Annotated in this window: 23 protein-coding genes and 1 pseudogene; 13 read left to right on the top strand and 11 right to left on the bottom strand. The window is 57.2% G+C overall.

What is annotated here, in order from left to right:
* Positions 1 to 12 precede the first annotated feature (12 nt).
* From HZS80_RS06625 to HZS80_RS06635, 3 genes are all read right to left on the bottom strand, one after another.
* Positions 13 to 534 (bottom strand): TRAP transporter small permease, encoded by a 522-nt coding sequence (locus HZS80_RS06625; RefSeq protein WP_113269261.1) that lies wholly within the window; start codon positions 532 to 534, stop codon positions 13 to 15.
* Between the two features lie 62 nt (positions 535 to 596).
* Entirely contained in the window at positions 597 to 1,598 is a 1,002-nt protein-coding gene (locus HZS80_RS06630) for a TRAP transporter substrate-binding protein (protein WP_179915540.1), read from the bottom strand.
* 77 nt (positions 1,599 to 1,675) lie between these two features.
* Positions 1,676 to 2,671, bottom strand: coding sequence for an asparaginase (locus HZS80_RS06635; protein ID WP_179915541.1), 996 nt, complete (start codon positions 2,669 to 2,671; stop codon positions 1,676 to 1,678).
* Positions 2,672 to 2,947: 276 nt separating this feature from the next.
* Here HZS80_RS06635 and HZS80_RS06640 point away from each other — a divergent pair, with 276 nt between their 5' ends.
* The gene (locus tag HZS80_RS06640; RefSeq protein ID WP_246361768.1) at positions 2,948 to 3,646 is read left to right on the top strand and encodes a FadR/GntR family transcriptional regulator; all 699 of its coding nucleotides are present in this window, start codon (positions 2,948 to 2,950) and stop codon (positions 3,644 to 3,646) included.
* A gap of 37 nt (positions 3,647 to 3,683) precedes the next feature.
* On the opposite strand, the gene HZS80_RS06645 is transcribed toward HZS80_RS06640, so the two are convergent.
* Positions 3,684 to 4,577, bottom strand: a complete 894-nt coding sequence (locus HZS80_RS06645; protein WP_179915543.1) for a LysR substrate-binding domain-containing protein — start codon at positions 4,575 to 4,577, stop codon at positions 3,684 to 3,686.
* A 185-nt stretch (positions 4,578 to 4,762) separates the two neighbouring features.
* On the opposite strand from HZS80_RS06645, the gene HZS80_RS06650 reads away from it, so the two are divergent.
* On the top strand, positions 4,763 to 5,098 hold the full coding sequence (locus HZS80_RS06650; protein WP_179915544.1) for a hypothetical protein: 336 nt from the start codon (positions 4,763 to 4,765) through the stop codon (positions 5,096 to 5,098).
* 69 nt (positions 5,099 to 5,167) lie between these two features.
* On the opposite strand, the gene HZS80_RS06655 is transcribed toward HZS80_RS06650, so the two are convergent.
* Positions 5,168 to 7,303: a PhoX family protein gene (locus HZS80_RS06655; RefSeq protein WP_179915545.1), complete on the bottom strand. Its 2,136-nt coding sequence runs from the start codon at positions 7,301 to 7,303 to the stop codon at positions 5,168 to 5,170.
* A gap of 209 nt (positions 7,304 to 7,512) precedes the next feature.
* On the opposite strand from HZS80_RS06655, the gene hemP reads away from it, so the two are divergent.
* The 7 genes and pseudogenes from hemP to HZS80_RS06690 all read left to right on the top strand — a co-directional run bounded on the left by hemP (position 7,513) and on the right by HZS80_RS06690 (position 14,022).
* Entirely contained in the window at positions 7,513 to 7,683 is a 171-nt protein-coding gene (hemP, locus tag HZS80_RS06660; protein WP_082072539.1) for a hemin uptake protein HemP, read from the top strand.
* A 119-nt stretch (positions 7,684 to 7,802) separates the two neighbouring features.
* Positions 7,803 to 9,776 carry a TonB-dependent receptor domain-containing protein gene (locus HZS80_RS06665; RefSeq protein ID WP_179915546.1) on the top strand — a complete coding sequence of 658 codons (1,974 nt, stop codon included), beginning with the start codon at positions 7,803 to 7,805 and terminating at the stop codon, positions 9,774 to 9,776.
* A gap of 31 nt (positions 9,777 to 9,807) precedes the next feature.
* Positions 9,808 to 10,863, top strand: a complete 1,056-nt coding sequence (locus HZS80_RS06670) for a ChuX/HutX family heme-like substrate-binding protein (protein WP_179915547.1) — start codon at positions 9,808 to 9,810, stop codon at positions 10,861 to 10,863.
* Positions 10,860 to 11,744: a heme/hemin ABC transporter substrate-binding protein gene (locus HZS80_RS06675; RefSeq protein WP_179915548.1), complete on the top strand. Its 885-nt coding sequence runs from the start codon at positions 10,860 to 10,862 to the stop codon at positions 11,742 to 11,744. Before HZS80_RS06670 ends, HZS80_RS06675 begins: the two co-directional genes overlap by 4 nt.
* The gene (locus HZS80_RS06680) at positions 11,741 to 12,781 is read left to right on the top strand and encodes a FecCD family ABC transporter permease (RefSeq protein ID WP_179915549.1); all 1,041 of its coding nucleotides are present in this window, start codon (positions 11,741 to 11,743) and stop codon (positions 12,779 to 12,781) included. The genes HZS80_RS06675 and HZS80_RS06680 overlap by 4 nt, the downstream gene beginning before the upstream one ends.
* Before the next feature lie 53 nt (positions 12,782 to 12,834).
* A pseudogene (locus HZS80_RS06685) lies at positions 12,835 to 13,536 on the top strand (ATP-binding cassette domain-containing protein); the annotation flags it as partial.
* A gap of 111 nt (positions 13,537 to 13,647) precedes the next feature.
* On the top strand, positions 13,648 to 14,022 hold the full coding sequence (locus tag HZS80_RS06690) for a YbaN family protein (RefSeq protein ID WP_179915551.1): 375 nt from the start codon (positions 13,648 to 13,650) through the stop codon (positions 14,020 to 14,022).
* Positions 14,023 to 14,029: 7 nt separating this feature from the next.
* Here the strand turns inward: HZS80_RS06690 and HZS80_RS23960 are convergent, their stop codons facing one another.
* Positions 14,030 to 14,536 (bottom strand): Lrp/AsnC family transcriptional regulator, encoded by a 507-nt coding sequence (locus tag HZS80_RS23960; protein ID WP_179915552.1) that lies wholly within the window; start codon positions 14,534 to 14,536, stop codon positions 14,030 to 14,032.
* Positions 14,537 to 14,739: 203 nt separating this feature from the next.
* Between HZS80_RS23960 and HZS80_RS06700 the strand changes: the two genes are divergently transcribed.
* The 4 genes from HZS80_RS06700 (at position 14,740) to HZS80_RS06715 (ending at position 18,603) form a co-directional block, all read left to right on the top strand.
* Positions 14,740 to 15,756, top strand: a complete 1,017-nt coding sequence (locus HZS80_RS06700) for a 1-aminocyclopropane-1-carboxylate deaminase (protein WP_179915553.1) — start codon at positions 14,740 to 14,742, stop codon at positions 15,754 to 15,756.
* A gap of 158 nt (positions 15,757 to 15,914) precedes the next feature.
* Positions 15,915 to 16,253 carry a DUF6482 family protein gene (locus HZS80_RS06705; protein ID WP_179915554.1) on the top strand — a complete coding sequence of 113 codons (339 nt, stop codon included), beginning with the start codon at positions 15,915 to 15,917 and terminating at the stop codon, positions 16,251 to 16,253.
* A gap of 126 nt (positions 16,254 to 16,379) precedes the next feature.
* A complete protein-coding gene (gene mgtE / locus HZS80_RS06710) occupies positions 16,380 to 17,735 on the top strand; it encodes a magnesium transporter (RefSeq protein WP_179915555.1) in 1,356 nt (451 codons plus the stop codon).
* Positions 17,736 to 17,862: 127 nt separating this feature from the next.
* A complete protein-coding gene (locus HZS80_RS06715; protein WP_179915556.1) occupies positions 17,863 to 18,603 on the top strand; it encodes a sulfite exporter TauE/SafE family protein in 741 nt (246 codons plus the stop codon).
* Positions 18,604 to 18,648: 45 nt separating this feature from the next.
* Here the strand turns inward: HZS80_RS06715 and HZS80_RS06720 are convergent, their stop codons facing one another.
* The 5 genes from HZS80_RS06720 to HZS80_RS06740 form a co-directional block, all read right to left on the bottom strand.
* Positions 18,649 to 19,542: an EamA family transporter gene (locus HZS80_RS06720; protein WP_035560666.1), complete on the bottom strand. Its 894-nt coding sequence runs from the start codon at positions 19,540 to 19,542 to the stop codon at positions 18,649 to 18,651.
* Positions 19,539 to 20,357, bottom strand: a complete 819-nt coding sequence (gene phnX / locus HZS80_RS06725) for a phosphonoacetaldehyde hydrolase (RefSeq protein WP_179915557.1) — start codon at positions 20,355 to 20,357, stop codon at positions 19,539 to 19,541. Before phnX ends, HZS80_RS06720 begins: the two co-directional genes overlap by 4 nt.
* The gene (locus HZS80_RS06730) at positions 20,357 to 21,505 is read right to left on the bottom strand and encodes a 2-aminoethylphosphonate--pyruvate transaminase (RefSeq protein ID WP_179915558.1); all 1,149 of its coding nucleotides are present in this window, start codon (positions 21,503 to 21,505) and stop codon (positions 20,357 to 20,359) included. Before HZS80_RS06730 ends, phnX begins: the two co-directional genes overlap by 1 nt.
* A gap of 64 nt (positions 21,506 to 21,569) precedes the next feature.
* Complete coding sequence (locus HZS80_RS06735; RefSeq protein ID WP_035560655.1) at positions 21,570 to 23,264, bottom strand: putative 2-aminoethylphosphonate ABC transporter permease subunit; 1,695 nt, start codon at positions 23,262 to 23,264, stop codon at positions 21,570 to 21,572.
* Complete coding sequence (locus tag HZS80_RS06740) at positions 23,261 to 24,406, bottom strand: putative 2-aminoethylphosphonate ABC transporter ATP-binding protein (protein ID WP_035560652.1); 1,146 nt, start codon at positions 24,404 to 24,406, stop codon at positions 23,261 to 23,263. The genes HZS80_RS06735 and HZS80_RS06740 overlap by 4 nt, the downstream gene beginning before the upstream one ends.
* Between the last annotated feature and the right edge of the window lie 5 nt (positions 24,407 to 24,411).

A 24,411-nucleotide genomic window follows, 5' to 3' on the forward strand; every position in this document is an offset into this window, starting at 1 on the left:
GCTCTCCAGGGGTTAAATGAGCTTATCCGAACCGGCTACAAGCTCTTCGGAGAGTCCTACCGGAGGCTTTTTCCAGACTTCATTGATGACCCATAGATAACGCAGAATCAGCAGCACACCGGATATGCCAATCGGTAGATAGAACCATGCCATTGGCAGGCGGAGTGCCGCAGTCAATTGGCCGCGATCCAGCGTACTGAAATAGAGCACAAAGCCGTAATAGGTCATGAAGCCAGCGAACACGATACCGATCAGTGCTGCGATCATGTGCAACCAGCGGTTCACAGCGGGCGAGGCAATGGCATTCAGTACATCCACCGAAATATGCGTGCCATGGCGCACACCCATACTGGCGCCGACAAAACTCATACAGATAATGGAGTAAATAACGACTTCTTCAGCCCAAAATAGCGAACCGCTAAAGCCGTAGCGATACACGACTTGGATGGTAGTGAGGATGGTCGCAATCGACATGAAAACGACCATCGCCACACTTTCCAAGCGATCAAGACATTTGTTGAGCGCTTCGAACATGAGATATCCACACCCTGAAAGGGGTAAGAAGAGAGGAGCCAGGTCTTAGCAGACCCGTTGGATCAATACTCGATACCCACCGCGTCATAGACCTTATGCAGCAGCTCGGTAGTGACGATTTCTTCGTACTCTTCGTGCACCGGCATGCTGGCTTCAATAAAGGCGCTGCGCTGTTCAGGGGTGAGTTCGTTGATCGCAATTTCGTCTTTGATCTCTTCCATGATGGTCTCTTCGTCCTGCAGCGTTAGCGCCCGTGACGTGTCTCGACCGTTATCGAAGGCTTCCAGCATGACCGCTTGCAGATCTTCCGGCAGAGAGTCCCAGGAGTCCTGATTTATTACCGCCGCATAGGCGTGGTAGGCGTGATTGGTCAGCGAGAGATAATCCTGCACCTCGTGGAAACGCATGGTGTAGATGTTGGCCAGTGGGTTTTCCTGCCCCGACACCACGCCCTGCTGCAGGCCGTTGTAAACCTCGGTGAAAGCCATGGCGGTGGCGTTAGCCCCCAGGTTTTCATAGGTGGAGATGATAATCGGCGCCTGCATGGTACGCATGCGGATACTGTCCATATCTTCGGGGTTTTCGATCGGGCGGTCATTGTTGGTGATATGACGGAAACCTGCGCCCCAGAAGTTGACGCCGTACATATTATGGCCATTCAGGGTATCGAGGATTTCGCGACCCACTTCACCATCCAGGGTTTCCACCATGGTGTCGTAATCGGCAATCAAGAACGGCAGATCCAAAATCTGCATACGCGGCTCAAAGTTGCCCAGCGTAGCCGTGGGTGGAATACCGATATCAACCAGGCCCATCTGAATCTGCTCAATGATTTCAACGTCGCCCCCCACTTGAGCAGCGGGCAGTACGTTAATCTCAATACGACCGTCGGATTTCTCCTCTACCTCCTCTTTAAAGCGCAACGCCGCTTGGCCGTTTGGCGTTTCTTCAATCAACACGTGGGCGAAGCTAAAGGTATAGTCAGCCGCATGGAGTTGAGCCGCACTTAGAGAAGCGACAGCAATAGCAGCGGAGAGGGAGGCTTTTGTCAGCGTTAGTTTCATGTCCAGCACCTTATTTAGTTATGGTTAATTGCTTTTTAGTTTCCTGTTACTGCCGTTGAGCAAGGTTGAAAGGCCGCTCACGCCATCAAGCGTTCCATCGCATCCCCCAGCGCTTCGCGCGGGGTACTACTCAGCAGCAAGGCGAGGGCAAGCCTTGCCTTGCGTGCACTGATATCGTTGAGCGCGATCACCCCAGAAGACATTAAATCGGCCAGGCTGCCGCTAAACTCATAACTGGTATTCACCGGTCCTTGAGCGCAGCTACTCACGACCGCGACAGGGACGCCTGCGCTAACCAATGCTCGTATGTCGTTCATCCAACCAGGGGGCACATGGCCCCGGCCTAAACCATCGATCACCACCCCCTTCGCCCCACTCTCCACGCATGCTTTCAGCAGTGCTGGTGAGGCATCCAGATAGGCGGGCAGTAGATCGACACGCGGCAGAGGGGTATCCCAGCCTTCAATGGCGGGCTCAATCGCAGTTGCCGCGTGATAAAGCTTTAATCGGTGACCGTCGATATACCCCAGCGAACCAGCGCCTGGGGCGTCAAACCCATGCAACTGGAAACTGCTCACTTTGCGGGCATGACGCGCCGCAAACAGCGACTCGTTGAACGCCACGACACAACCAAGCTGACTCAGCTGGGGGCTTGCCGCCGCCACGATGGCATCGCAGATATTTTTAAAGGCGTCGGTACCTAGCTGGTGAGGCGCCCGCTGAGAACCGGTGATGACACAAGGTTTATCCGCCGGCAGCGTGAGCGAAAGAAAGTAAGCGGTCTCTTCCAACGTATCGGTGCCGTGAGTGATGACCAGACCGTCCACATCCGCCCGCAACAATGCTCTCCGCCCTTGATAATGGAGTTCAGCAAGATCGGCGAGGGTGACGGCATTGCTGGGTTTCTGCAGGATCGATATCACTTCTAACGTAACGTCGACGCCCTTCGGCAGTGCCACCTGATCCAGCAACTGCTCGCCGCTTAAAGCCCCTGACTGGCTTCGCCCTGAGTCACTGGGCTTGCTGGCAATCGTGCCGCCCGTGGTCAATACCACGATGTGCTTTTTGGTCATTCAGGTTCTCGTGTTTTATATCTTTCTGAACAAACAACAGACATCAGATGTCTGATTTCAGACTAGACTAAAGAACAACCCATTAGCAAGACAGGCCCATAAAACAATGGGACATAAATATATGTCTTTTAAATATATGCCAGCGAGCGGCTTAAGCCGCTAGGCTTAGGGCATTGATAAAATGCAGAAAACACCGATGAGCCACGCGAGGCCCACATGAGTTTTAAACGCCAGCCCGAGATTAACTCGACCAGTACAACCTCTTTTGGAGATTCGATGGATCGCAGTTCAGTTGCACTGCAGCTGCTAGAGCGTATTAAAAGCGCTCTAATACGAGGCGATCTTAAGCCAGGGGATTACCTACCCTCAGAAACGGAACTCACTCACACTCTGGGCATAGGTAAATCCAGCGTGCGTGAAGCCATTAAGATGCTGCAAGCAATAGGGATTGTCGAAGTCAAACGGGGCCAAGGCACCATGATTCGCCGCGAACCCGGCACACCGCTCGTCGATCCAATGGCGTTCGGGATGATCCTGGCGCGAGGTATGACACGGGATGTACTGGAGTTTCGCCGCATGTTTGAACCGGCTTACACCCTTCAAGCAATGAGCGGGGCAACGGGAGAGGATCATCAGCGCATTCAGCAGAGTATCGACGCCATGGAAGAGGCGATCCGGGCAGGTGCTCAAACCTCCAAGCACGATATTGCCTTCCATCGCGCCATTCTGCACAGCACCCATAATCCCATGACCATCCGCGTCGGAGAGACTTTACTGCAACTGATTGAGGCCGCGCTGGAAACCTCCATGCGCTCACTGCCGGAAACCGCCTTAAAAGACCACAAAGCGATCTATAAAGCCTTCAAAGCGGGCGATAGCGCAGGCATTCATGCAGCCATTGCCATTAGTAGTGAAAGCTGGGAAACCAATCTAACTTATGAAAGTGACAGCGAATTAAGTGCAGCACCCCGTTAGCCGACTTGGCAACCTCTTCAGATGACATGACGTGGGCTCAACTCTCCCGAAATGCCTCTACCACCCGCTCAGCCAATACATCGCTGGCATCGCCACTGCCTGCACGCTTCACCAGCGCCACTTGATAATCACCTAGCGGTGGAAGTGAATCGTTATGAAGACGTTTGAGCGGCGGCCGAATCAAGCTTTTTGGGAAGGCCGTCACGGCCAAGTCAGCCAGCATAGCGGCTTCCTGCCCGGCGCAGTGGTCGCAGGAGTAAGCGATCCGGTAATTAATCCCGGCATGATTAAGGGCGTTGAGCGCGATCCTACGCCACGCGCACCCCTGTTGGGCCAAGGTCACCGGCAATGGCGTTCTCTTAACGGCAACACCATCCTCACGGCCCGCCCATACTAACGGTTCGCTATGGACGACGTCGCCGCGCGGTGCCTGACCAGGCTCTACGCTCATCACCAGGGCCAGATCCAGCTCTCCCTCATCCAGCTGGGCAAGCAAATCTTTGCTGCGCCCCACTACTACATCGACCTGAACTGCTGGATGCGAGCGGGCGAACTGGGCGAGCACAGTGGGCAGAATACGTCCTACGACGTCGTCAGTTATCCCCAACCCCACGCGCCCTTCTATGGTGGGGGCTAAGAATTGGGTAACCGCTTCCGCATTGAGTTTAAGCAGTCGCCGTCCATAGCCAAGCAGCACTTCCCCCTCTGCCGTCAGTCGCACGTGGCGTGCTTCGCGTACAAATAGCGTCTGTCCCAGAGTCTCTTCCAGGCGTTTGATCTGCATGCTCAGCGCGGAAGGGGTTCGAAATAGCTGCTGGGCGGCGCGGGTGAAGCTACCGCTCTCCGCAATCGTCACAAAGGTGCGCAGCACCTCGCTATCCAGTAGCGGTAAGGCAGCCCGGCTGGGAGCCATGGTCGACAGTTGGTTCATCACACCCACCTTTCAGAAAAACTTAACCCTCAGTGTAGTTCTTTTCGTTTGATTGATCCAAGGCTAAGCGCCAAGCTGATAACCAGAGGTCGCGACCCTCCCACTTATTCATCACAGATCACAGCTGCCCAGTTAGCGTCCTGGCGCCGTTGACTGCACAGCTGCTGTGAAAATGGAGGTGCGCAATGAAGTCTGAAGCTCCAACCCAACATGCCCATCACGCCTGGGAAAAAGCTAGCCGTCTGGCGCCGCCACCCAAGCCACCCCAACTACATTTTTGCATGCCTGCCATGCCGTCGATGAGGCTAATTCGCGCGGTCGATATGGGCTGGTGGCACTGCAAGCGGCGTTGGCTTTTCCGTCGCCATATAGTGCCGCTACTGGCCTGCGACGACCAATTACTGCGGGATATGGGTCATAGCCGCGAAGATATTCGCTGGGCTAGCCAGCTGCCATTAAGAGTCGATGCCATTCAGGCGTTAGAAGCCCGACAGAAAAAGCGTCAGGCTCACCCAGCCTAGAATTAAAAAGCTTCGAACCCGGGAGAGGTTCGAAGCTTTTAATGAAACCCTTAAGAACGCTTGGTATTTTTAAACCCCAATCGGCCCACCGTCGCGTTTCTGAATCACAACGGTCGATGCCCGAGGACGTACTTGACCATTAGCTGCAACGGTGGCGTCTTGGGTCAGCGCGCCACCGTCGGCGGGCCAGTTACCCGGATGCTGAATGTTAATAAACAGCGCGGTTTTATCCGGCGTGGCAAATATGCCGGTGACTTCACAGCCGTTCGGCCCCACCGCAAAGCGCTTGAGCTGCTGCTGATTGCTATTGTTAATCACCGGGCCGGTACCCTGGATATCGTCAAGACCATTAGGTACCACCGCGAGCAGCTGGTCGTTGGTGTACTCCGTGATGCCGTCATAACCGTTATCGGTCTGAATCCAGAGAATGCCCTGACCATCATCGCGCTCGTCAAACCAAAGCCCATCGGGGCTGGCAAACTGGTTCATTGCGGTTAAGCCCGAGTGGTTATCAGCATCGTCAACCGCCGCGCCAAACACAAACACCTCCCAGGTAAAGGCATTCGGTAAACGGCTTTCGCGCCAACGGATAATGTGCCCAGCCTCGTTATTGGCACGTGGATTAGCCGCATTAGTGGGTGCCAAGTCGTAACCCACCCCCACCTGCTCCAAGCTATCGCCACCGTTGGTATAGGTCGGTGCTGTTTCTTCACCTGTGCGTTGCGTGTTGTTGGTTAAGGTGAGGTAAACATCCCCCGAAGCCGGATCAACGGTCGCCCATTCGGGACGATCCATCGGCGTGGCACCCATTAAGTCTGCCGCGTCGCAGGTATTGATAATCACACCGGCTAAATCGTCCTCAGCCAGGCCTAAGGCCGCTGCCAGCGTTTGGCCGTCCTGTGTTTGCGCATCAGGTGTCAGCGGCAGCCACTCACCACTGCCATCGGCGTGAAAACGGGCCACATAGAGGGTGCCGTTATCCATATACTTGCTGCCGATGGCAAGACGGTCATAATTCTCCCCGGGACGGTTGGCATCGGCGGGATCCCAGGCGGCATCGGAGACGTATTTATATACGTACTCGTTGCGGGCATCGTGGCCTGAGTAATAGACCACTGGCTGACCAGCTTCCAGCTTGCCTAACCAGCACCCTTCATGGCGGAAACGCCCAAGTGCCGTACGCTTAACCGCAAGGGCATCGCTGTAAGGATCGACTTCTACCTGATAGCCGAAGGTACGCGCTTCGTTACGGTAGTCATCCTCGGCGCGCTCGCCGCGGGGGGTAATATCGAAGCGGGCAAACTCATCGTTCTGCTCTGAAGCGTCACCCGCCGAGGTTTCCCAGGCATAGCGGCCGCGTTCAGTGGGAATACCGATGCGCGCGTCGTCCTGGAAGCGCTCGCCAGTATGAACAAAGATGTTTGGCCAGTTCTCTTCGCAGGCAATATAGGTGCCCCAGGGCGTTACCCCATTGCCACAGTTGTTATTAGTACCGCGGGTTTGAGCACCCGCTGGGGAAAAGCGCGTCTTGACGTAATCACTACCCGCCACAGGCCCAGCCAAATCCATCACCGTTGCGCTCGTCAAACGGCGGTTATAGCGCGACCCTGGCACATGCGCCCAGTGGCCGTTGGCGTCTTTTTCAACCTCAACCATGGTAACGCCATGAGCATTGATTTCGGTACGCGACTCCTCCGCCGGGCGCTGCCCCTCATCCGCATTGGTGGGGCCGCCTTGAGGCGCCCATAGCGCTGCCTGGTCGATATATTCGTTGTTGAGTGCCAGCACAAAACGACGCGAGGCATTGTCAGCATCCAGGGCAAAACCGGCCATACCGTCGTGGTGCATGCCCACACTAGAGGCTTGACGCTCGGCGGTCATTGGCTGGTCAGACTGCCAACTTTCGCCAGCGCTTAACGGCGTTCCCCAGGGCACCAAGACTTGGGCCACGTAACCTTCCGGCACCACCACGGCATCGGTGAGCGACCCATGAACCGCTTCAAACGCCAGTGTCAGAGGTGTTTTTTGGGCGCCGCTTGAGGCAAGCGCTTGAGCAGCACCGCCAAAACTAAGCATCGAGGCAGCCGCCATGCTCAAACCACCCCGCATCACATCGCGCCGGGATACATGGCGCGCCAATACATCGGCGAAAGGTTGGTTGCCGCTGTGGTTAAACAGGCGATGATCTTCGATCTCTTTACTCATTTTGGTCTCCCCCTGATCGTTTGTAAGTCAACGATTGAACGTTAGGAGACACTAAAGAAGCTTAATGACAGCACGATGACGGAGCGCCTGCATTTAGATGAAGAACGGTCGAACGCTAGCCACCTTTACTCCCCAAACCTATTGAGGGATGTCTGCAACTCTGCTAAATTAACGCTAATAGTTATCATTAACATAGGAGTTACTCTCTCATGCAGTTACCCGCAAAGGGCACTGGTCAGGGAGATACGTCGGCCTCGACGCCCCGCGAGGTGGATAGCCAAGAATTACTTGGCAGCTCAGGCCAATTGGTTATTCACCATGAACAGCGCCGCTATGTGTTGCGCCGTACTAAAAGCGGCAAGTTAATCCTTAACGCCTAACGCCCTTAACATCTAAGCACCTAATTAAATTAAAGATTTATACAGCAAAGCCAGCCAGGTAGCCCATCGCACCCAGCCAGCGACCTCTTCCACTTATTCCTGTTGGAACTCTCTGGCTTATGAACCACACACGCGCTTTCGGTGGCCTCTGTTTAACGCTGCTCCCACTGCTAGCCGCCCAAGCAGACGACGCCGAGCTTAACCCAGTGACGGTCACCGGCACCCGAGCGCCTACGGATCTTTCACAGGCGCCGCTAATTATCGATATTATTGATCGCGATGATGTTGTGCTGACCACCGCCAGCCGGGTCGAAGACGTGCTTAGCCGCCAACCCGGCCTGCACGTGGCGGGCCAAGGGCGCCGAAATGGCCAAACGTTGAGTATGCGCGGCTTTGGCAGCAAAGGGGTCCTGGTACGTTTGGATGGCGTTCGCCAGGATATCTCCACCGGCCACATCGGCAACTTCTTCCTCGACCCTGGTTTGATTCAAGAAGTACAGATAGCGCGCGGCGCACTCTCCAGCCTTTACGGCAGCAATGCCATGGGCGGCGTGGTTAGTTTCACCAGTGTGGATGCCAATGACCTGCTGGCCCCCGGCAAAGATAGTGGTGTACGCCTTTCCGTAGGCGGTGCGACCGCCAGCGATGAACTGCGCGGCAGCCTAACCGCCTTTGGCCGCCGCGATACCGCCAATGGCCAGGTGGATGGCCTGTTTTCAATTGGTCGCAGTGAATCCGGCGATATTCGCCGCGCCGGGGGCGATGAAGCCGAAGAGGATGCCACGCTCAATAGCCTGCTGCTAAAAGGTGGTTGGGAGCCAAGCGACGACCAGCGGCTGTTTATGAGCTGGCAGCACTACGACGAACGCGCCACCCAGCCCGCCAACCCACAGCAGCTTTCCACCGATGCCAGCAATCCGCTGCGCGACCGCGATGTGGAAAGCAACAACGTCCAGTTGGGCCACCGCTGGCAACCCAGCGCGGCCACGGAAGTCACTTCGCAGCTTACCTTTAGTCAGCAGGATATCGACGAGCCCCAGGCCAACCGCACCCTAGAGCGGGTCGGTCTCCAGAGCGACGGCTTCCACACTATGGATCACGGCTGGCTCTCGCAAACACTGGTGTTCGGCGCCGAATTGGAGCAAGCACGCCAACGGCCAGATGGCGAAGCGAATGGCTTCCCCAACGCCGATATCGACACCCAGGCCGCCTATCTCGACACCACCCTTACCGCTGGCAGCTATCTAGCCGATGGTGGGGCTGGGCAGTTTGATATTGGCTTGGGAGCCCGCTACGACCGTTACGACGCCAGCGGTAATGAAGCCGATAGTGTCCACGACCAAGTGTCACCGCGTTTTCGCCTCGCTTGGCGACCCGACGATGCCCTGATGCTGTTCTCCGGCTACGCCGAAGCCTTCCGAGCCCCCAGCCTTTCTGAACTTTACGCCAACGAGCGCCACTTTGCCGGTTTCTGCGCCGGGCCAGCCTTCTGCACGCCGGACAATTACTGGATTCCCAATCCCAACCTCTCGCCTGAATCCAGCCACACCTGGGAAAGCGGCGTGGTCTGGCATCAGGGCGACTGGCAGGTTCGTGCCAGCTACTTCGACACCCGCGCCGACGATTTTATCGACACCCACGTCGACATTATGGCGGGCACCACCCAGGCGGTAAATGTTCAGCGCGCCCAGCTATGGGGCTTTGACGCTCGGGTGACCTGGCAACCCAGCGCCTTCCCGTTGCTCACCAGCTTTGTGGGTCTTTCGGAAGTCTCCGGCAAAGACCGTGATTCTGGCGAGCCCCTGGGCAGTCAAACACCCCTGGAAGCCACTTTGGGTAGCGAGGTGGCGCTGTACAGCAGCGATATCCGCCTGGGCTGGCAAGCACGCTTTGCCCAATCTTTCGATAAGCAGGGCGATGACGAGCGCCTTCCCGGTTACGGCCTACACGATGTGCATCTCGCCTGGCAACTCACCCCGGCCGTGGATACCTCGCTGCGCCTTGCCAATGTTGGCGACAAGGTATGGTACCGCCCCGACGGCAGTCTGGGCGATGGGCGCAGCCTTTTCGCCACCCTTAACTGGCAGTGGTAAATCCATACAGTCAACCCGATAGAGGTGCATCATGATTCCATCCCAACAGATCGCGATTATCGAAGCCTTTGACGCGGCACGCTGCGCGCAGCCGCGGCTACCTGCGATTGAGATAGCCGAGCGCTTATCGATCAGCGAAGGCGAGCTGCAGGCCGCCCGGTTAGGGCGCGACGTTTGGACGCTGCCGCTCTCGCCCAGCGATATCGCCGCCTACCTGCCCCAACTGGGGCGGGTGAAGGCGTTGACTCGCTCCCGGCTGGCCGTGTTAGAGCAGACCGGCGATTACCCTGAACTTGGCGGCGGGCCACAAACAGGCCTGTTACTCGACCCAGGTGGCCTGGATCTACGCTTGCTCTACACTCACTGGCACTGGGCCTGCCTGATTCGTGATCCTATGCCTGACACCAGCGTGGAAGAAGCGCAGTGGCGCTGGAGCCTACAGATATTCAACCAGCACGGCTGCGCCGTTCACAAATGCTTTGCCCTGGAGAATCCCCTGCCGCGCCCCTGGGGTGCCTTAGCGGCCTTGGGCACTCGGGACACGCCAGCGTTTACCCAGAGCATGCCCCGCCTAAAGCGCCCGCTGCCCGAAGCGCCAACCCTCGCTAGCGAGTGGGGCGCGATGCGCGACGCGCACCAGTTCTTTGCCCTCCTCCAGCGTCATCACCTGGAGCGCATTGAGGCCAACCAACTGATGGAAGGCCGCTATACCCGCTCGCTGCCTGTGCAGGCGCTGGAAACAGCGCTCCAGTACGCCAGCCTCCGCGCGCTGCCGTTGATGCTGTTTGTCGCCAGCCCCGGCTGCGTGCAAATCCGCACCGGTAAATTACCCACCCCGCAACGCGCACGCGGCTGGCTCAACTTGTTTGGCGAGCAGTTCACCCTGCACCTGAATGACACCGCTATCGACCAAGTGTGGCAAGTCAGCAAACCCAACCGCGACGGCGGCGTGACCAGCATTGAAGCCTTCGATGCCGAAGGTTCGTTAGTGCTGCAACTTTACGCGGAGCGTCAGGAAGGCCGCGTGGAACGTCGCGAGTGGCGGCAACTACTGGGTAAGCTCGGCAGCCAAGAGGCGGTGGCATGACCTCCTACTATATAAAGACGCGATTGTTGGGGATAGCTGTATTGGGATGGCTACTGGCTGGCACACCTTTGGCCCATGCTGACGAGCGTTGGGTGGTGCTGGGCGGCGATATCGCTGAAACCGTTGCCGCCCTGGAGGCCGACATTAATGTCATTGCTCGGGATGACACGGTGGTGTATCCAACGGCTATGGCGGCGCTGCCCTCGGTGGGTTATCTGCGCCAGCTCTCCGCTGAAAGCATCCTGTCGGTTAAACCTGACCAGGTGTTAGCCGCCGGGCACGCAGGCCCCAAGGAAGTGCTTGAGCAGTTGGGGGCTGTCGGTGTCAGCGTAGAGCTCATCAGCGCCCCGCCCAACCTTAATGCGATTGCCGATAAAGTCCGCGCCGTCGGACAAGTAACTGACCGTCGCGACGCGGCAGAGGCCTTGGCAAATGCGTTGAACGCCAAACTTGACCGGCTAGCTAGCCTGCCCGCTCTACCCCCCACTCGCGCCATGTTTATCATGCAGCATAGCGGCTTAACACCCCGGGCGGCAGGCAGCGACACGGCAGCGCATACCGCGCTCGAAGCGGTGGGCCTGGCAAATGCCTTCGCCGAGATGCAAGGCTACCACAGCGTGGGCGCCGAAGCCCTGGCTCGGCAGGCACCGGAGATTGTGGTTGTCTCGGAACGGGGCTTGGCGGCAATGGGCGGTGAAGCGGCACTATGGCAACTGCCCGGCATGGCGTTAACACCCGCAGGCCGCGCACGGCAATTTATCGTGATTAACGACCAAGCGCTGCTGGGCTTTGGCCCTCGTGCCCCTGATCAATTGCTCACCTTGCGTCAGGACGTCGAAGCTCTATTAGGCATAACCGCCACTGCTCTGATAAGCCCATGATTGCACTACTTAATGCCTACCGCTATCGCATGCTGATTCCAGTTAACCGCACAACCCGCGTGCTCGCAGGATTAACCGCTGCGCTGTTGCTGGCCTTAGTCTGGGCGGCCGCCTCTGGCGCGCTGGGTATCTCGCCCTGGGAAGTACTCCGCGGCCAGGAAGACCCGTTCAGTGTGCAAGTTTGGTGGCAGTTGCGCCTGCCGCGCTTACTGCTGGGTGTAGCGGTGGGGGCGATGCTTGCCGGTAGCGGCGCCGCCATGCAGGGGCTGTTTCGTAACCCGCTGGCCGATCCCACCCTGCTCGGCCTTGCCAGTGGTGCCGGGCTTTTCGTAGCAGTGTGGATCGTGCTCTTTCAAGACAGCGGCGCAGGTAGCCTTTACGGTCAGTTCGCGGCAGGCTTTCTGGGGGCTTTGTGCGTCTGTTTGATTGTCTTTGGCATTGCCAAGCGCCAGGGCGGCGGCAGTGCGGCGGTCATGACCCTGCTACTGGCTGGTTTGGCCATCAACACCCTAGCCGGGGCTGGCGGCGGGGTTTTAGCCTTTATCGCCAGCGATGAGCAGCTACGCCAGCTTAGTTTATGGGGCATGGGTACGCTGACTAACGCCCTGTGGCGCACCACGGCGCTCGCCCTGGTACTGATTGCCGCTGCCCTGTGGCTGTTAATGCGTAGCGCTCGTGAACTCGACCTGCTCCAGCTAGGCGAAGCGACTGCGCATGCGGCGGGGCTGGATGCAAGCCATTTAAAACGCCGGGTGGTGATCGCGACCTCATTGGGAGTAGGAATCTGTGTGGCGCTTACCGGCGTCATTGGCTTTTTGGGCCTGCTGGTACCCCATTGCCTGCGGCTTTGGTTAGGACCTGGCCATCGGCTGCTGCTGCCCGCCTCAATGCTCGGCGGCGCGTTGCTGCTGGTCGTTGCTGATACGCTAGCTCGCACCGTCGCTGCCCCGGCAGAAATCCCCGTGGGTCTGCTGACTAGCCTGCTCGGCGGCCCCTATTTCCTGTACCTACTGATGCGCAGGAACCGAGCATGCTAACGCTCCATCAGGCTGGTTTGACTAACACTCCCGCTATCGCCCCACTAGACGGCACGATTCGACCCGGCGAGCTGCTTGCCATTGTTGGCCCCAACGGTGCGGGCAAGAGCACGCTGCTCAGTATGCTGTCGGGCTTTCGCAGCGCCGAACAGGGCGAGCTACATCTGGATGGCAAACCCTTGCGCGCATGGCCCATCACCGAGCTTGCCAACCGGCGGGCGCTGGTCGCCCAGCAAGAGTTGCCCGGTTTTGACTGGCAAACCGATGAGCTGTTGAGTCTAGGCAGTAACCCGGCTAAATCACTGGTCGCAGCGCTACTTAACGACCTGGATTTAACCCACCTCGCCAAGCGCAGCGTGCTCTCGCTTTCCGGCGGCGAACGCCAGCGGGTGATGATCGCCCGAGGCGCCTGCCAGCTACTTTCAAGGTGTTCTCCCACTGCCAAGGAGGGCGGTATTTTACTGCTGGACGAACCGACCAGCGCACTGGATATCGGCCAGCAGCAGCGTCTGATGCGCCAACTACGCAGCTGGGCCACGCAGCACCACATGGCCATTGTTTGCGTGCTTCACGACCTGAATCTCGCCAGCACCTACGCTGACCGGGTATGGCTGCTGAATCAAGGGCAGCGTATTGACCATGGCCTACCCAACCAAGTGCTCAACCCCGCGACCATTGCGAAGATTTACGCGGCCGAGCTGCAGCACATTGAGGGCGGCACCCACGGCAAGCCCCTGCTTGCCCTGGCGCCTTAAGACACCTTTCAGCAGCCAACGAATCGAGTGGCAAAGCCCTCATATAAGTCCATACTTATCCATACGTAACGGGCAATATAGGCATCACTGTGTGCCAATTGGGGAGCAGGAATGAGACTGATCAGCCTCATGTGGGTAATGCTGGCAGGAGTGAGTTTTAGCATCGGTGTATTAGGTATTTTTCTGCCCCTACTGCCGACCACCGTGTTTATGCTAATGGCTGTTTACTGTGCCTCCAAAGGCTCACCGCGCTTTGAAGCCTGGATCCGCTCCCGCCACTATGTCGGGCCACTGCTGGTTATCTGGGAACAAGAACGCGCCATACCCCGACGTGCTAAGTTGGCGGCCGTTAGCATGATAGCGTTGAGCGCGCTGATCACTGCTTGGTCACTCGGCCCCGGCTGGACACGCTGGGGGGTGATCGTTCTCCTGATGCTGGTTGCCGTTTGGCTGGCCACCCGGCCAGAGCCCTCCTCTTCGCCTTAACACACGACTAAACCAGCACCTTATGGGTCGAGACCACCTGCCGCAGTCCCATAAACGAGCGGATCTGGCGCACGCCGGGCAGGTAGAGCAGCTGCTCGGCGTGCAATTTGTTGAAACTCTGGCTGTCCCGCGTGCGCACCAGCATAAAATAATCAAACTCCCCTGTTACTACGTGACACTCCATACAACCAGAAACCTTCTGGGCCGCCTCTTCAAAGGCGGCAAAGGATTCCGGCGTCGAGCGATCCAGCACCACGCCAATCAATACCACCATACCTGCCTGTAGCTGCTCCGGGTCTAAATGCGCCACCACCCTGCTGATTACCCCATCCCGCTTGAGCCTTTCCACCCTGCGTAAGCACGCCGCCGGGCTCAAGCTCACCTGCTCTGCCAGCGCAACATTGGAGAGCGTCGCGTCGTCCTGAAGCAGTTTAAGGATACGCCGATCTGTTCGGTCTAGTTCAGCCGCCTGATCATCAGGCTCAGGGCGTGAACGGGAGGTTTTTGAGCGCACTATTATTTACCTTATTCATCTATAAACACTATTTAAGCCCACAAAAAAAATGTCTTAGCAACTTTTATTGCTTTAAACCAGCCAACTTTGCAACACAAAAATCATAGCTAACACTTACTATAAATAGCAGAGAGCACGCCAATTGTTCACAACAACTTTAGCCACCCTATATCGCACCCAATGTTTTAAAGCTGGAGATTGCTATGAACCTCGAACGCTTCCCACGTTACCCACTCACCTTTGGCCCCTCTCCCATTACGCCGCTCAAGCGGCTAAGCGAACATTTAGGCGGTGAAGTAGAGCTCTACGCCAAACGTGAAGACTGCAATAGTGGCCTGGCCTTTGGTGGCAACAAGACCCGTAAGCTGGAGTACTTGATTCCTGAGGCGCTGGAACAGGGCTGCGATACGTTGGTATCGATTGGCGGTATTCAATCCAACCAGACCCGGCAGGTCGCTGCTGTCGCCGCTCACTTGGGCATGCAGTGCGTACTGGTGCAGGAGAACTGGGTTAACTACTCCGATGCGGTGTATGACCGGGTGGGCAATATCGAGATGTCGCGCATCATGGGCGCCGATGTACGCTTGGATGACGCGGGGTTCGATATCGGCATTCGCCCCAGCTGGGAGCAGGCGATGGAGGATGTTCGCCAACGCGGTGGCAAACCGTTTCCGATTCCCGCTGGCTGCTCCGAACACCCTTACGGCGGCTTAGGCTTTGTAGGTTTTGCCGAAGAGGTACGTCAGCAGGAGAAAGAGCTCGGCTTCACGTTTGACTATATCGTGGTGTGCTCGGTCACCGGCAGCACCCAGGCGGGCATGGTAGTGGGGTTTGCCGCCGATGGTCGCGCCCAGCGAGTGATTGGCATTGACGCCTCTGCCAAGCCGGAGCAAACCCGTGACCAGATCTTGCGCATCGCCCGCAATACGGCCGAGTTGTTGGAATTGGAAGGCGGCATTAGCGATGACGATGTCATTTTGGACACCCGCTTCGGCGGCCCCGAGTACGGCCTGCCCAACGAAGGCACGCTGGAAGCCATTCGCCTATGTGCCCGCCTCGAAGGTGTACTCACCGACCCGGTTTACGAAGGTAAATCCATGCACGGCATGATTGATATGGTGCGCAACGGTGAATTCCCAGCAGGTTCAAAAGTACTCTACGCCCACCTGGGCGGCGTGCCAGCACTCAATGCTTACAGCTTTCTGTTTCGGAATGGCTAGCGAATAGCTAACCCCATCTAATCCGATCAACTGCCCGTCTGGCCGGTAGCTTAAAAGGCGCTTCCAGGCGGTCCCCTCACATCCGCGCTTAAATAGCTGTACAAATGAATAACAGAAATTAGACTCGGCGTATAAGGTTCCTGCTAATGAGGTTCGCCATGTCTGCTATTCTTCCTGCCTACCTCACGCTTACCGACGTTAAGCAACTCCCTGCGCCGCTCCCTGAAGTCGAGTTACATGGACTCGATATGGGTTGGTATATCGTGCGCTTGCATCACCATGATTCCATCGGCCTGCTGGTTGATGCCAACGGCGAAGCACAGCGTTTTAGCGGTACCCAGTGGGTTAGCCGGGCGCTGGCACCGTTAGGTTATACCCACGGCACCGTCACCTGGGCCGATACCACCGATGAAATGATCGGCAATAGCACACCACCGGTCTCCGCCAAGCAGCGCATGCGGTATGGCACGCGCGTCGCCTTTGCTACCCAACACTAAGAAGACGCGGCCATTCCCGCCGCGGCCACATGGCTTTCAACTCAGCCTGTCGATAAGATCCAAGGTGAGCCATCACGAGTTTTCAAGTGATTGTGTTAAAAATGCGTTTTTATAAGGATGGACTCTATGCGCGATGAGGAAAAATATACCAACACCGAGGAGCAACTGCTGTATCTGCAAAAGTTATTAGATGAAGAAGATACCTCTGCCCTCAAAGAGCTATTCACAGAGCTCGATATATTAGCGATTGCGCGCACGCTTGAGTCGTTCCCCGCTAAAACACGTGTTTTACTTTGGGACTACATTCCAGACGATGTACTTGGTGAAGTCCTAGCAGAAGTCGATGAGGATATTCGCGCTGACTATATTGAGGATCTTTCTGCCAGCGATGTTGAACAGATCGTCAGAGGTCTGGATGCCCAGGAAGTCGCCGAAGTTCTCGATGTTGCCGACGAAGAGATAAAAACCACCGTCTATGCCAGCCTGGATCAGGAGATACGCGCCCAGGTTGAGAATCTTCATGCCTATGAAGATGATGTGGTGGGTCGATACATGGACCCCGAGACGGTCAATGTAAAACAAGGCGTGGCATTAGAGGCCGTACAACGCTATATCCGAATTCATCACCTGCTCGACGATGAGTCGCAGCAAATCATGATTACCGACAAGGAGAAACGTTTACTCGGCACCCTGACCCTGATTGATTTGATTAAACAACCACAGGAAGCCGTGGTTGATGAGTATATGGATGATTTTTTCACCCTAAACGATCAAATGAAAGTGAGCGACGCCGCTGCGTTATTGCGCTCAAAAGAGCTCCACTTTGTGCCGGTGTGTGATAGCGATGGATTATTGGTCGGCCAGCTAAACGCTGCCGACGTATTAGAAATCACCCAAGATGATGCTGACCTGACGTTGAAACATATGTCCGGTGTTAGCGACGAAGAGGAAGTGTTTACCCCTATTGCGCGCAGCGCGAAAAGTCGCGGTATTTGGCTGGGTATTAATCTACTGACCGCCTTTTTGGCCGCCTTTGTGATCGGGCAGTTTGAAGCCGTGCTGGATCAAATCGTAGCACTCGCCATTCTTATGCCCGTGGTCGCCAGCATGGGCGGAATTGCAGGTAGCCAAACCTTAACGGTGGTCATACGCGGCCTGGCGCTTGGCCAGCTTGCCGGTAACAATAAACGCTGGCTGTATAATAAGGAGCTATGGGTAGGGATGAGTAACGGTTTGGTATGGGCGCTGGTGGTCGGCGGCATTTCCTACCTGTGGTTTAGCGACCCACTGATTACGCTTGTCATCACGCTGGCGATTTTTATCAATATGAGTCTCGCCAACCTTTCTGGTGTCCTCATACCTTTAGTGCTGAAACGCTTACAAATTGACCCCGCCCTCTCGGGCGCGGTAATTCTCACCACCGTAACGGATGTAGTGGGCTTTCTCTCGTTCTTGGGGCTCGCGACGCTGATTATTTTGTGATCAGAACCATTTAATGGCGCGCGCAGCGTCACTACTCACTTCGCCCGCTAACTTTTATCTAATGCTATGCTGTTGTGCCCCGCCTCTGCGGGGCTTTTTGTTGACCTCTATTATCAGAGAGAATCGTATGCTCCCCGACTACTCCGTCATTGCCTGGCTGTTGATCGTGTTTTCCGTTTATCTAACCGGCGTATCAAAAGGCGGCTTTGCAGGTGGTTTCGGAACACTCTCGGTGCCGTTAATGGCACTAGCGATTAGCCCAACCCAAGCGGCAGGGCTACTGCTTCCGCTGCTGCTGGTGATGGACGTGTTTGCGGTGAAGGCGTGGTGGGGCAAGCAGTCGAATGCGGAAGTGTGGCGCTTTGTGCCAGGCTTGTTCATCGGCGTGGCGGTGGGAACAGTGCTATTTGGCAGCTTGAGCGAGCAAGGCGTGCGCTTGGCATTGGGAATTCTATCCGTCGTGTTCGCCGCTTATATGCTGCTAAAACCTGTCGCTAAAAAGCCGATTTCCAGCCGTTGGGCGCTGCCTGCGGCCAGCGTTTGTGGGTTTACCAGCTTTATTGCCCACGCGGGCGCGCCGCCAATGAACATGTATCTAATGCCGCGCAAGCTCTCCAAAGAGACCTTTATTGCCACCTGCACGATCACTTACGCAGTAGTCAACACCATCAAACTGGGCCCATATGTGTGGCTTGGCGAAGTTAATATGACCAGTGCCTGGGCCTCGCTGCTGCTAGTGCCAGTGGCCTGGATCGGCGTGCGTAACGGCCTTTGGCTGCAAAGCCGAGTCAATGAAAAGCTGTTTTACCGCTTAGTTATCCTGGCCATGTTCTTGGTGGGTATCAACTTGGTTTGGCAGGCACTCTAACCCAGGGGCGCATTAGAGTGAAGCGGCCTAAAAAGGTGGTGCTGCTTACAATGCCACTATGATCAACCCCGCCAACATCACCAACGTGCCAATGGCTTTTGCCCTGGAAGCAGGCTCTTTTAGCCATAGTACGCCCATCAAGACGCCCACCGGAATTGAGAGCTGACGCAGTGCGACCACGTAGCTCACTTCATCGGTGAGCGCCATGGCCATGAGCACGAGACCGTAGGTGCAGGTCATCATCAGGCCAGTGGCGACTAGCATGGGCAGGCCCTGCCGACGAAGCGCGGGCAGGCGGCGGCGCTCTGCGGGCAACAGCGCCAGCAGCGGTATTGCCCAGGTCAGCGTCATCACCGCCTGCAGCACCATAAACACCGCCCCGGCGGTTAACCCGCTGTGCCCTGCCCCCTGCATCAGCCCCAGCGCCTGTTTATCGATCAGCGAATAACCCACCGTCCCCGCCGCCGCCAGCAACGCAAACCCCATGGCCGGTGTTAGATAGGTCGACAACCTGCGCGCCTGCGAATGACTAAGCGGCAGGCAGAGCGCACCAGCCACGACCAATGCCATTCCCAGACCGTCCCAGGCATCCAACACGTGGCTGCCCAGCAGCGCGATGGAGACCAGAGGCACCAGCACCACCGGAAGTGCCCGGGCGATGGGATAAAGCACGCTCACCTCCCCACGTGCATAGGCCCAGGCCAAGCCGCCCATATAGAGCATCTGACATAGTCCAGAGAGTGCCAGCCAGCCCCAAAAGGAATTTGGTAACGCCGCGAGTGAGGGCCCAAGCAACACCAGCGGGAGCATCACCAACCCACCCGCGCCGTAGGCAAGGGTAAAGGAAGACAGCGAAGGCGCATTGCGTTTGCCCAACACATTCCATCCGGCGTGCATACACACCGACACCAGCACTAGCGCAAGCGCGGCTGGGCTCAAGGACGCTCTCCTTGTTGAAGGCGAGCATTAATGTCATCTATTACGTTGGGCAGCTCGGCAATGGTCGGAATGCAGTAGTGCGGCCCTGAGGGAGCAAACTGGGCGCTCACCTGATCGTGAGAGGCTTCGCGCTCGGCATCGCTTAGCGCCTGATACTGCTCAAAGGTTAACCCCAGCGCATTGCCCGAACAGGTAAGCGCCACTGTCCACATCCCCGCACTGCGCCCTTCAAGAATGCCCGGCGTGGTGTCGTCCACTTTCACGCAGGCCGCCACATCGCTAACGCCTAGGGCAACCACATTGGCCAGCGCCTGAGCAGGATGCGGGCGACCATTGGGCACCTCATCGGTGGCTACTACGTGATCGACTTGCAGACCATTGTCGATGGCCAAGGCCACCACTTTTTCCATTACCACCGCCGGGTAGCCGGAGCAGGAACCGATTTTCAGCCCCTGGGCGCGCAGCGTAGTTAAGGTGTCGAGCGCGCCGGGAATCACCGCCGAGTGGTCGGCAATTTTGGCAATCTGCAGCGGCATAAAGCGCTCGTAAAGCGCCGTTACATCGTCATCAGCAGGCGCGTGGCCTACCGCCTGAACAAAGCGTTCGGCGATGTCCGGATGGTTGCAGAGTGTCCGAATATGATCCCACTTACCCATACCCATGGGGCCGCGAGCTTCTTCCAGGCTAATCGCCACGCCCAGCTCAGCAAACGCTTCGACGAAGATCTGGGTCGGCGCAAAGGAGCCAAAGTCGACCAGCGTGCCTGCCCAGTCACAGATAACCGCTTGCAAGCATTGGGGAGATTGATACTGCATTAGGCGCTCCCTGATTGTGAAGATAGGCCTGGAAAAAGGCTAACGCCCATCTCGGCAAGTGTGTTTTGAATGGCGCTTAGCAGTTCCGCGATCACCGTGGTGCCTAGCTGGCCAATGCAGCCGATACGAAAACTCTCCACTTCGGTCAGCTTGCCGGGGTAGATCAAAAACCCGCGCGCCTTTAGCGCCGCGTAGAAAGCGTTAAACTCAAACGCTGGGTCAGCGGGGCTTAAAAAGGTGGTGATGATCGGCGATAGCCACTCGTCTTCTAACAGCGTGCTGAAGCCTAGCGCTCGCATGCCGTTTACCAACGCATCACGATTGCGGGTATAGCGCGCGCAGCGCCCCGATACCCCGCCCTCTTCCCGGTGTTGGGCTAGCGCGGCCTGAAAGGCCACCACGGTATGGGTCGGCGGGGTAAAGCGCCACTGGCCGGTGCGTTCCATATACGCCCACTGGGCGTGCAGATCCAGGCTCAGCGAGTGGGCGCGCCCCTTGCCTGCTTCAAGCAGCGCTTTATGAATAATCACAAAACCAAAGCCCGGCACGCCCTCAATACACTTGTTGGCCGAAGAGACCAGCACGTCGATGGGCGTTTTTGAAAGACTAATGGGGATGCCGCCAAAAGAACTCATCGCATCCACGATCAGCGTTTTGCCTCTGGCGTGCACCACCTCGGCGATGGCCTCCAGCGGATTCAAGATGCCGGAGCTGGTTTCGCAGTGCACCAGAAATACCGCCGTAATCTCTGGGTCCTGCTGAAGCAACGCCGCCACCTCATTGGGCTGGGGCGGCAGATAGTCGCCCTTATCCAGCGTCACGTAGCGACGGCCCATCATCTGAAGCAACTGCGCCGCACGCTTGCCGTAGGCACCATTCGTCAGCACCAACACTTTGCCGTCCGGATCGGTGGCGCAAGCCAGCGCGCTCTCCACGGCGAAAGTGCCGCTACCCTGCATGGGCACGCAGGCGTACTCGTTGCTCGCCGCTTGTGCCATGGCCAGCAGTTGAGTGCGCACGTCGGCAGTGACTTGATTAAAGTCATCATCCCAGGAGCCCCAGTCATGCAACATCGCAGCTTTGGTCGCGTAAGAGGTAGTCAGCGGCCCTGGCGTCAGTAGATAGGGCTCTTTTACGTCTTTATTCATTTGACTGATCATTTTGGTCTATACCAGATATTTTAAACACTTTAATCGCAAGCGCAGCGGTCGTCTAGGTCGCTTGACGCCAGCGCTGGGCGTTATTTAACAAAACGTGGGTCAATGCAGCATGCAGCAACTTCACCACCAGTGAAGTGAGGAAAATCAGCACCGCCATGGCCGCCGCGCTGGCAAAGTAGCCCGCTTCATCCAGATGCAGCACCGCCACTGAGGCCAGCCGGGTATCGCTGTTATAGAGAAACACCACTGCAGAGACGGTAGTCATCGCATTGACGAACAGGTAAACCGAGATATCCAGCACTGCGGGCAGCGACACCGGCAACGTCACCCGGTAGAAGGTCGTCCAGAACGGCACTTTAAGTGAAGCCCCCACAGCTTCAAACTCAGGGTCGAGTTGCTTGAGCGCGGTGACTGAAGTGAGGTGACAGACCGTATAGAAATGCACCAGGGTATTGAGCACTAAAAGCATCATCGTGCCGTACAGCCAGTTCAACGGGTTACCCGCCTGGTTGAAAAAGAAGATATAGGCAAGGCCCAATACCATACCCGGTACCGCCATGGGCAGCATGGCCATAAAGTGCAGCCCCTGGCGCAGCGGGCGAAAGCCTTCGCTCTTTTCGATCAGCCAGGCGTTGAAAAAGATCACCAGGGTGCCCACCAACGCGACGCTAAACGCCAGCTTGAGGGAGTTGAACCATGCCCCCCAGCCGCCGTCGGCCATGCCTTGGAAGGTATAGTGCTCAAAGGTGATCGATAAGTTGTAGGGCCAGAACTGCACCAGCGACGCATACACCGCCGTGCCGATCACTAGCACAATGGCCCCCGCCACTGCATAGCAGAGTAGCGCGAAGACCCAATCCCGCAGCGGGCTCAGCGTAGGCTGCCATGGCACCGCCCGGGCCGAAAGTTGCGCTACCTGGCGGCGCTGTATCCAACGGTCCACGATAAACGAGAGCACCGCTGGCAGCAGCAAAATCACGCTGACCACCGCACCCATCTGAAAGTTCTGCTGCCCAACCACCTGGCGGTAAACGTCCGTGGCCAGCACACTGAACTGGCCGCCGATGATTTTCGGCACGCCAAAATCGGTAATCGCCAGGGTAAACACCACAAACAGGCAGGAAATCAGCCCGTAGCGCACGCCGGGCAGCGTAATGGTCAAAAACGTACGCCACTTGGGGGTGCCCAGTGCTTCGGCCGCTTCGTAGAGCCGCGCATCACTGTTGGTCAGCGCAGTGGTCAGCAGCATTAGCGCGTGGGGAAATATCCAGAAGCTCATGCCCATGACAATACCGATGGGGCCATAAATCGACTGACCTGCCAGCACCTCGCGCAGAAATCCCTGATTACCGAATAAGTACACTAGGCTTATGGCAGGCAGCAGCGACGGGGCCAGAATGGGCAGAATCGCCAGCATCCTAAACAACCGTTTGCCCGGCATGCAGGTGCGGGTGATCCCGTAAGCACATAGAAACGCCAATCCAACCACCACGCCGGTGGTCATCAGCGCCACCCGCAACGAGTTGGCAATCGAATTCACCAGCGCGGGGGTTTGAAAGTAGTGAGCAAAGTTAGCCAAGCCAATAAAATCGCCAGCGCGGTCTTGCAGGCTTTTGAGCAGCATGGTCACCAGCGGGAACAATAGCCCGACCACTAGCAAGGCAACGCCAGCGAGTAACACCAACAAGCGGATCAGCGACTCCAGGGACGGTTTGGTCGCCGCTTTTATTAAAGACTCGGCCATCATTGCTGACTACTCCCGGCCGCGTAGAGTCGGGCGGCCTCAGCAGGCAGGTGAATCGCCAGCAACTGCCCTACATACAGGCTAAGTTTACTGCTATCACGGCTAGGCACGTCGGCTATCAGCGTTTGGTGATCTTCCGGCAGGCGCAGCGTGACTCGTTGAAAGGCGCCTAAAAACTCGATGGAGACCACCTCCCCGTTTAGCGCCCCTGCTTGGTGCTTAAGTGCCCTTGCTTGAAGGCTAAGGGCTACCGCTTCAGGCCGAATAGCCAGCTGAGCAGCTTGGCCCACTGCTATAGTGTGCGGCAGGCAGGCACAGGGAGTGTTGCCCAAAAGCGCTTGGCGATTGGCCTGGGCGGTCACTTCCAGGAAGTTCATGCTACCAATAAAGGAAGCCACGAACGCACTGGCGGGCTGATGGTAAATCGCGGCCGGGGTGCCCACCTGTTCGATCACACCGTGGTTCATCACCACAATGCGGTCGGCCATGGTCAGCGCTTCTTCCTGGTCGTGGGTGACCATGATGGTGGTCACTCCTAACCGCGCCTGCAAAGCTTTGATTTGGCTGCGCAGATGACCGCGCACCCGGGCATCCAGCGCCGAGAGCGGCTCATCAAGCAACAGCAAGCCTGGCTCTGTGGCTAACGCCCGGGCCAGCGCCACTCGCTGCTGCTGGCCGCCGGAAAGCGCCGCCGGATACTTCGCTTCACTGCCGGTTAGGTTCACCAATGCAAGTAATTCAGCGACGCGGTCATTAATACGCGCGCGCTCTACCCGACGGTTGCGCAGCCCGTAAGCCACGTTATTAAACACCGTCAGGTTGGGAAACAACGCATAGGACTGAAATACAATGCCAAAGTCCCGCGCTTGCGGTGGAAGCATGGAAATATCCTTCCCACGCTGAGTCAGCCTGCCCGCACTCTGGCGGGTGAGCCCGGCAATCGTGCGCAGCAAGGTGGTTTTGCCGCAGCCCGAGGGCCCTAGAAAACAGACAAACTCGCCTTCTTGAATCTCAAGCGCAATATTATCCAGCGCGGTAAAGCTGCCGAAGCGCTTGCTGACACCATCAATACTGAGATGCGTGGTGGTTGCGCGAGGGGTCGCCGCTGTGGATACCGATAGCGGCGATGTCATTGTCGGGGGCATAACAT

Origin of the sequence: Vreelandella glaciei (assembly GCF_013415125.1) — a bacterium.
In the GTDB taxonomy this organism is placed as follows: domain Bacteria; phylum Pseudomonadota; class Gammaproteobacteria; order Pseudomonadales; family Halomonadaceae; genus Vreelandella; species Vreelandella glaciei.

What these genes read in the sequence shown, in the direction of transcription:
- HZS80_RS06730 (WP_179915558.1), bottom strand. Translation starts at nt 21,505, where the DNA reads ATGAATAAAGACGTAAAAGAGCCCTATCTACTGACGCCAGGGCCGCTG.
- HZS80_RS06700 (WP_179915553.1), top strand. Translation starts at nt 14,740, where the DNA reads ATGAACCTCGAACGCTTCCCACGTTACCCACTCACCTTTGGCCCCTCT.
- HZS80_RS06715 (WP_179915556.1), top strand. Translation starts at nt 17,863, where the DNA reads ATGCTCCCCGACTACTCCGTCATTGCCTGGCTGTTGATCGTGTTTTCC.
- HZS80_RS06640 (WP_246361768.1), top strand. Translation starts at nt 2,948, where the DNA reads ATGGATCGCAGTTCAGTTGCACTGCAGCTGCTAGAGCGTATTAAAAGC.
- HZS80_RS06740 (WP_035560652.1), bottom strand. Translation starts at nt 24,406, where the DNA reads ATGCCCCCGACAATGACATCGCCGCTATCGGTATCCACAGCGGCGACC.
- hemP (WP_082072539.1), top strand. Translation starts at nt 7,513, where the DNA reads ATGCAGTTACCCGCAAAGGGCACTGGTCAGGGAGATACGTCGGCCTCG.
- HZS80_RS06680 (WP_179915549.1), top strand. Translation starts at nt 11,741, where the DNA reads ATGATTGCACTACTTAATGCCTACCGCTATCGCATGCTGATTCCAGTT.
- HZS80_RS06635 (WP_179915541.1), bottom strand. Translation starts at nt 2,671, where the DNA reads ATGACCAAAAAGCACATCGTGGTATTGACCACGGGCGGCACGATTGCC.
- HZS80_RS06670 (WP_179915547.1), top strand. Translation starts at nt 9,808, where the DNA reads ATGATTCCATCCCAACAGATCGCGATTATCGAAGCCTTTGACGCGGCA.
- phnX (WP_179915557.1), bottom strand. Translation starts at nt 20,357, where the DNA reads ATGCAGTATCAATCTCCCCAATGCTTGCAAGCGGTTATCTGTGACTGG.
- HZS80_RS06690 (WP_179915551.1), top strand. Translation starts at nt 13,648, where the DNA reads ATGAGACTGATCAGCCTCATGTGGGTAATGCTGGCAGGAGTGAGTTTT.
- HZS80_RS06625 (WP_113269261.1), bottom strand. Translation starts at nt 534, where the DNA reads ATGTTCGAAGCGCTCAACAAATGTCTTGATCGCTTGGAAAGTGTGGCG.
- HZS80_RS06645 (WP_179915543.1), bottom strand. Translation starts at nt 4,577, where the DNA reads ATGAACCAACTGTCGACCATGGCTCCCAGCCGGGCTGCCTTACCGCTA.
- HZS80_RS06665 (WP_179915546.1), top strand. Translation starts at nt 7,803, where the DNA reads ATGAACCACACACGCGCTTTCGGTGGCCTCTGTTTAACGCTGCTCCCA.
- HZS80_RS06630 (WP_179915540.1), bottom strand. Translation starts at nt 1,598, where the DNA reads ATGAAACTAACGCTGACAAAAGCCTCCCTCTCCGCTGCTATTGCTGTC.
- HZS80_RS06650 (WP_179915544.1), top strand. Translation starts at nt 4,763, where the DNA reads ATGAAGTCTGAAGCTCCAACCCAACATGCCCATCACGCCTGGGAAAAA.
- HZS80_RS06675 (WP_179915548.1), top strand. Translation starts at nt 10,860, where the DNA reads ATGACCTCCTACTATATAAAGACGCGATTGTTGGGGATAGCTGTATTG.
- HZS80_RS06735 (WP_035560655.1), bottom strand. Translation starts at nt 23,264, where the DNA reads ATGATGGCCGAGTCTTTAATAAAAGCGGCGACCAAACCGTCCCTGGAG.
- HZS80_RS06705 (WP_179915554.1), top strand. Translation starts at nt 15,915, where the DNA reads ATGTCTGCTATTCTTCCTGCCTACCTCACGCTTACCGACGTTAAGCAA.
- mgtE (WP_179915555.1), top strand. Translation starts at nt 16,380, where the DNA reads ATGCGCGATGAGGAAAAATATACCAACACCGAGGAGCAACTGCTGTAT.
- HZS80_RS06655 (WP_179915545.1), bottom strand. Translation starts at nt 7,303, where the DNA reads ATGAGTAAAGAGATCGAAGATCATCGCCTGTTTAACCACAGCGGCAAC.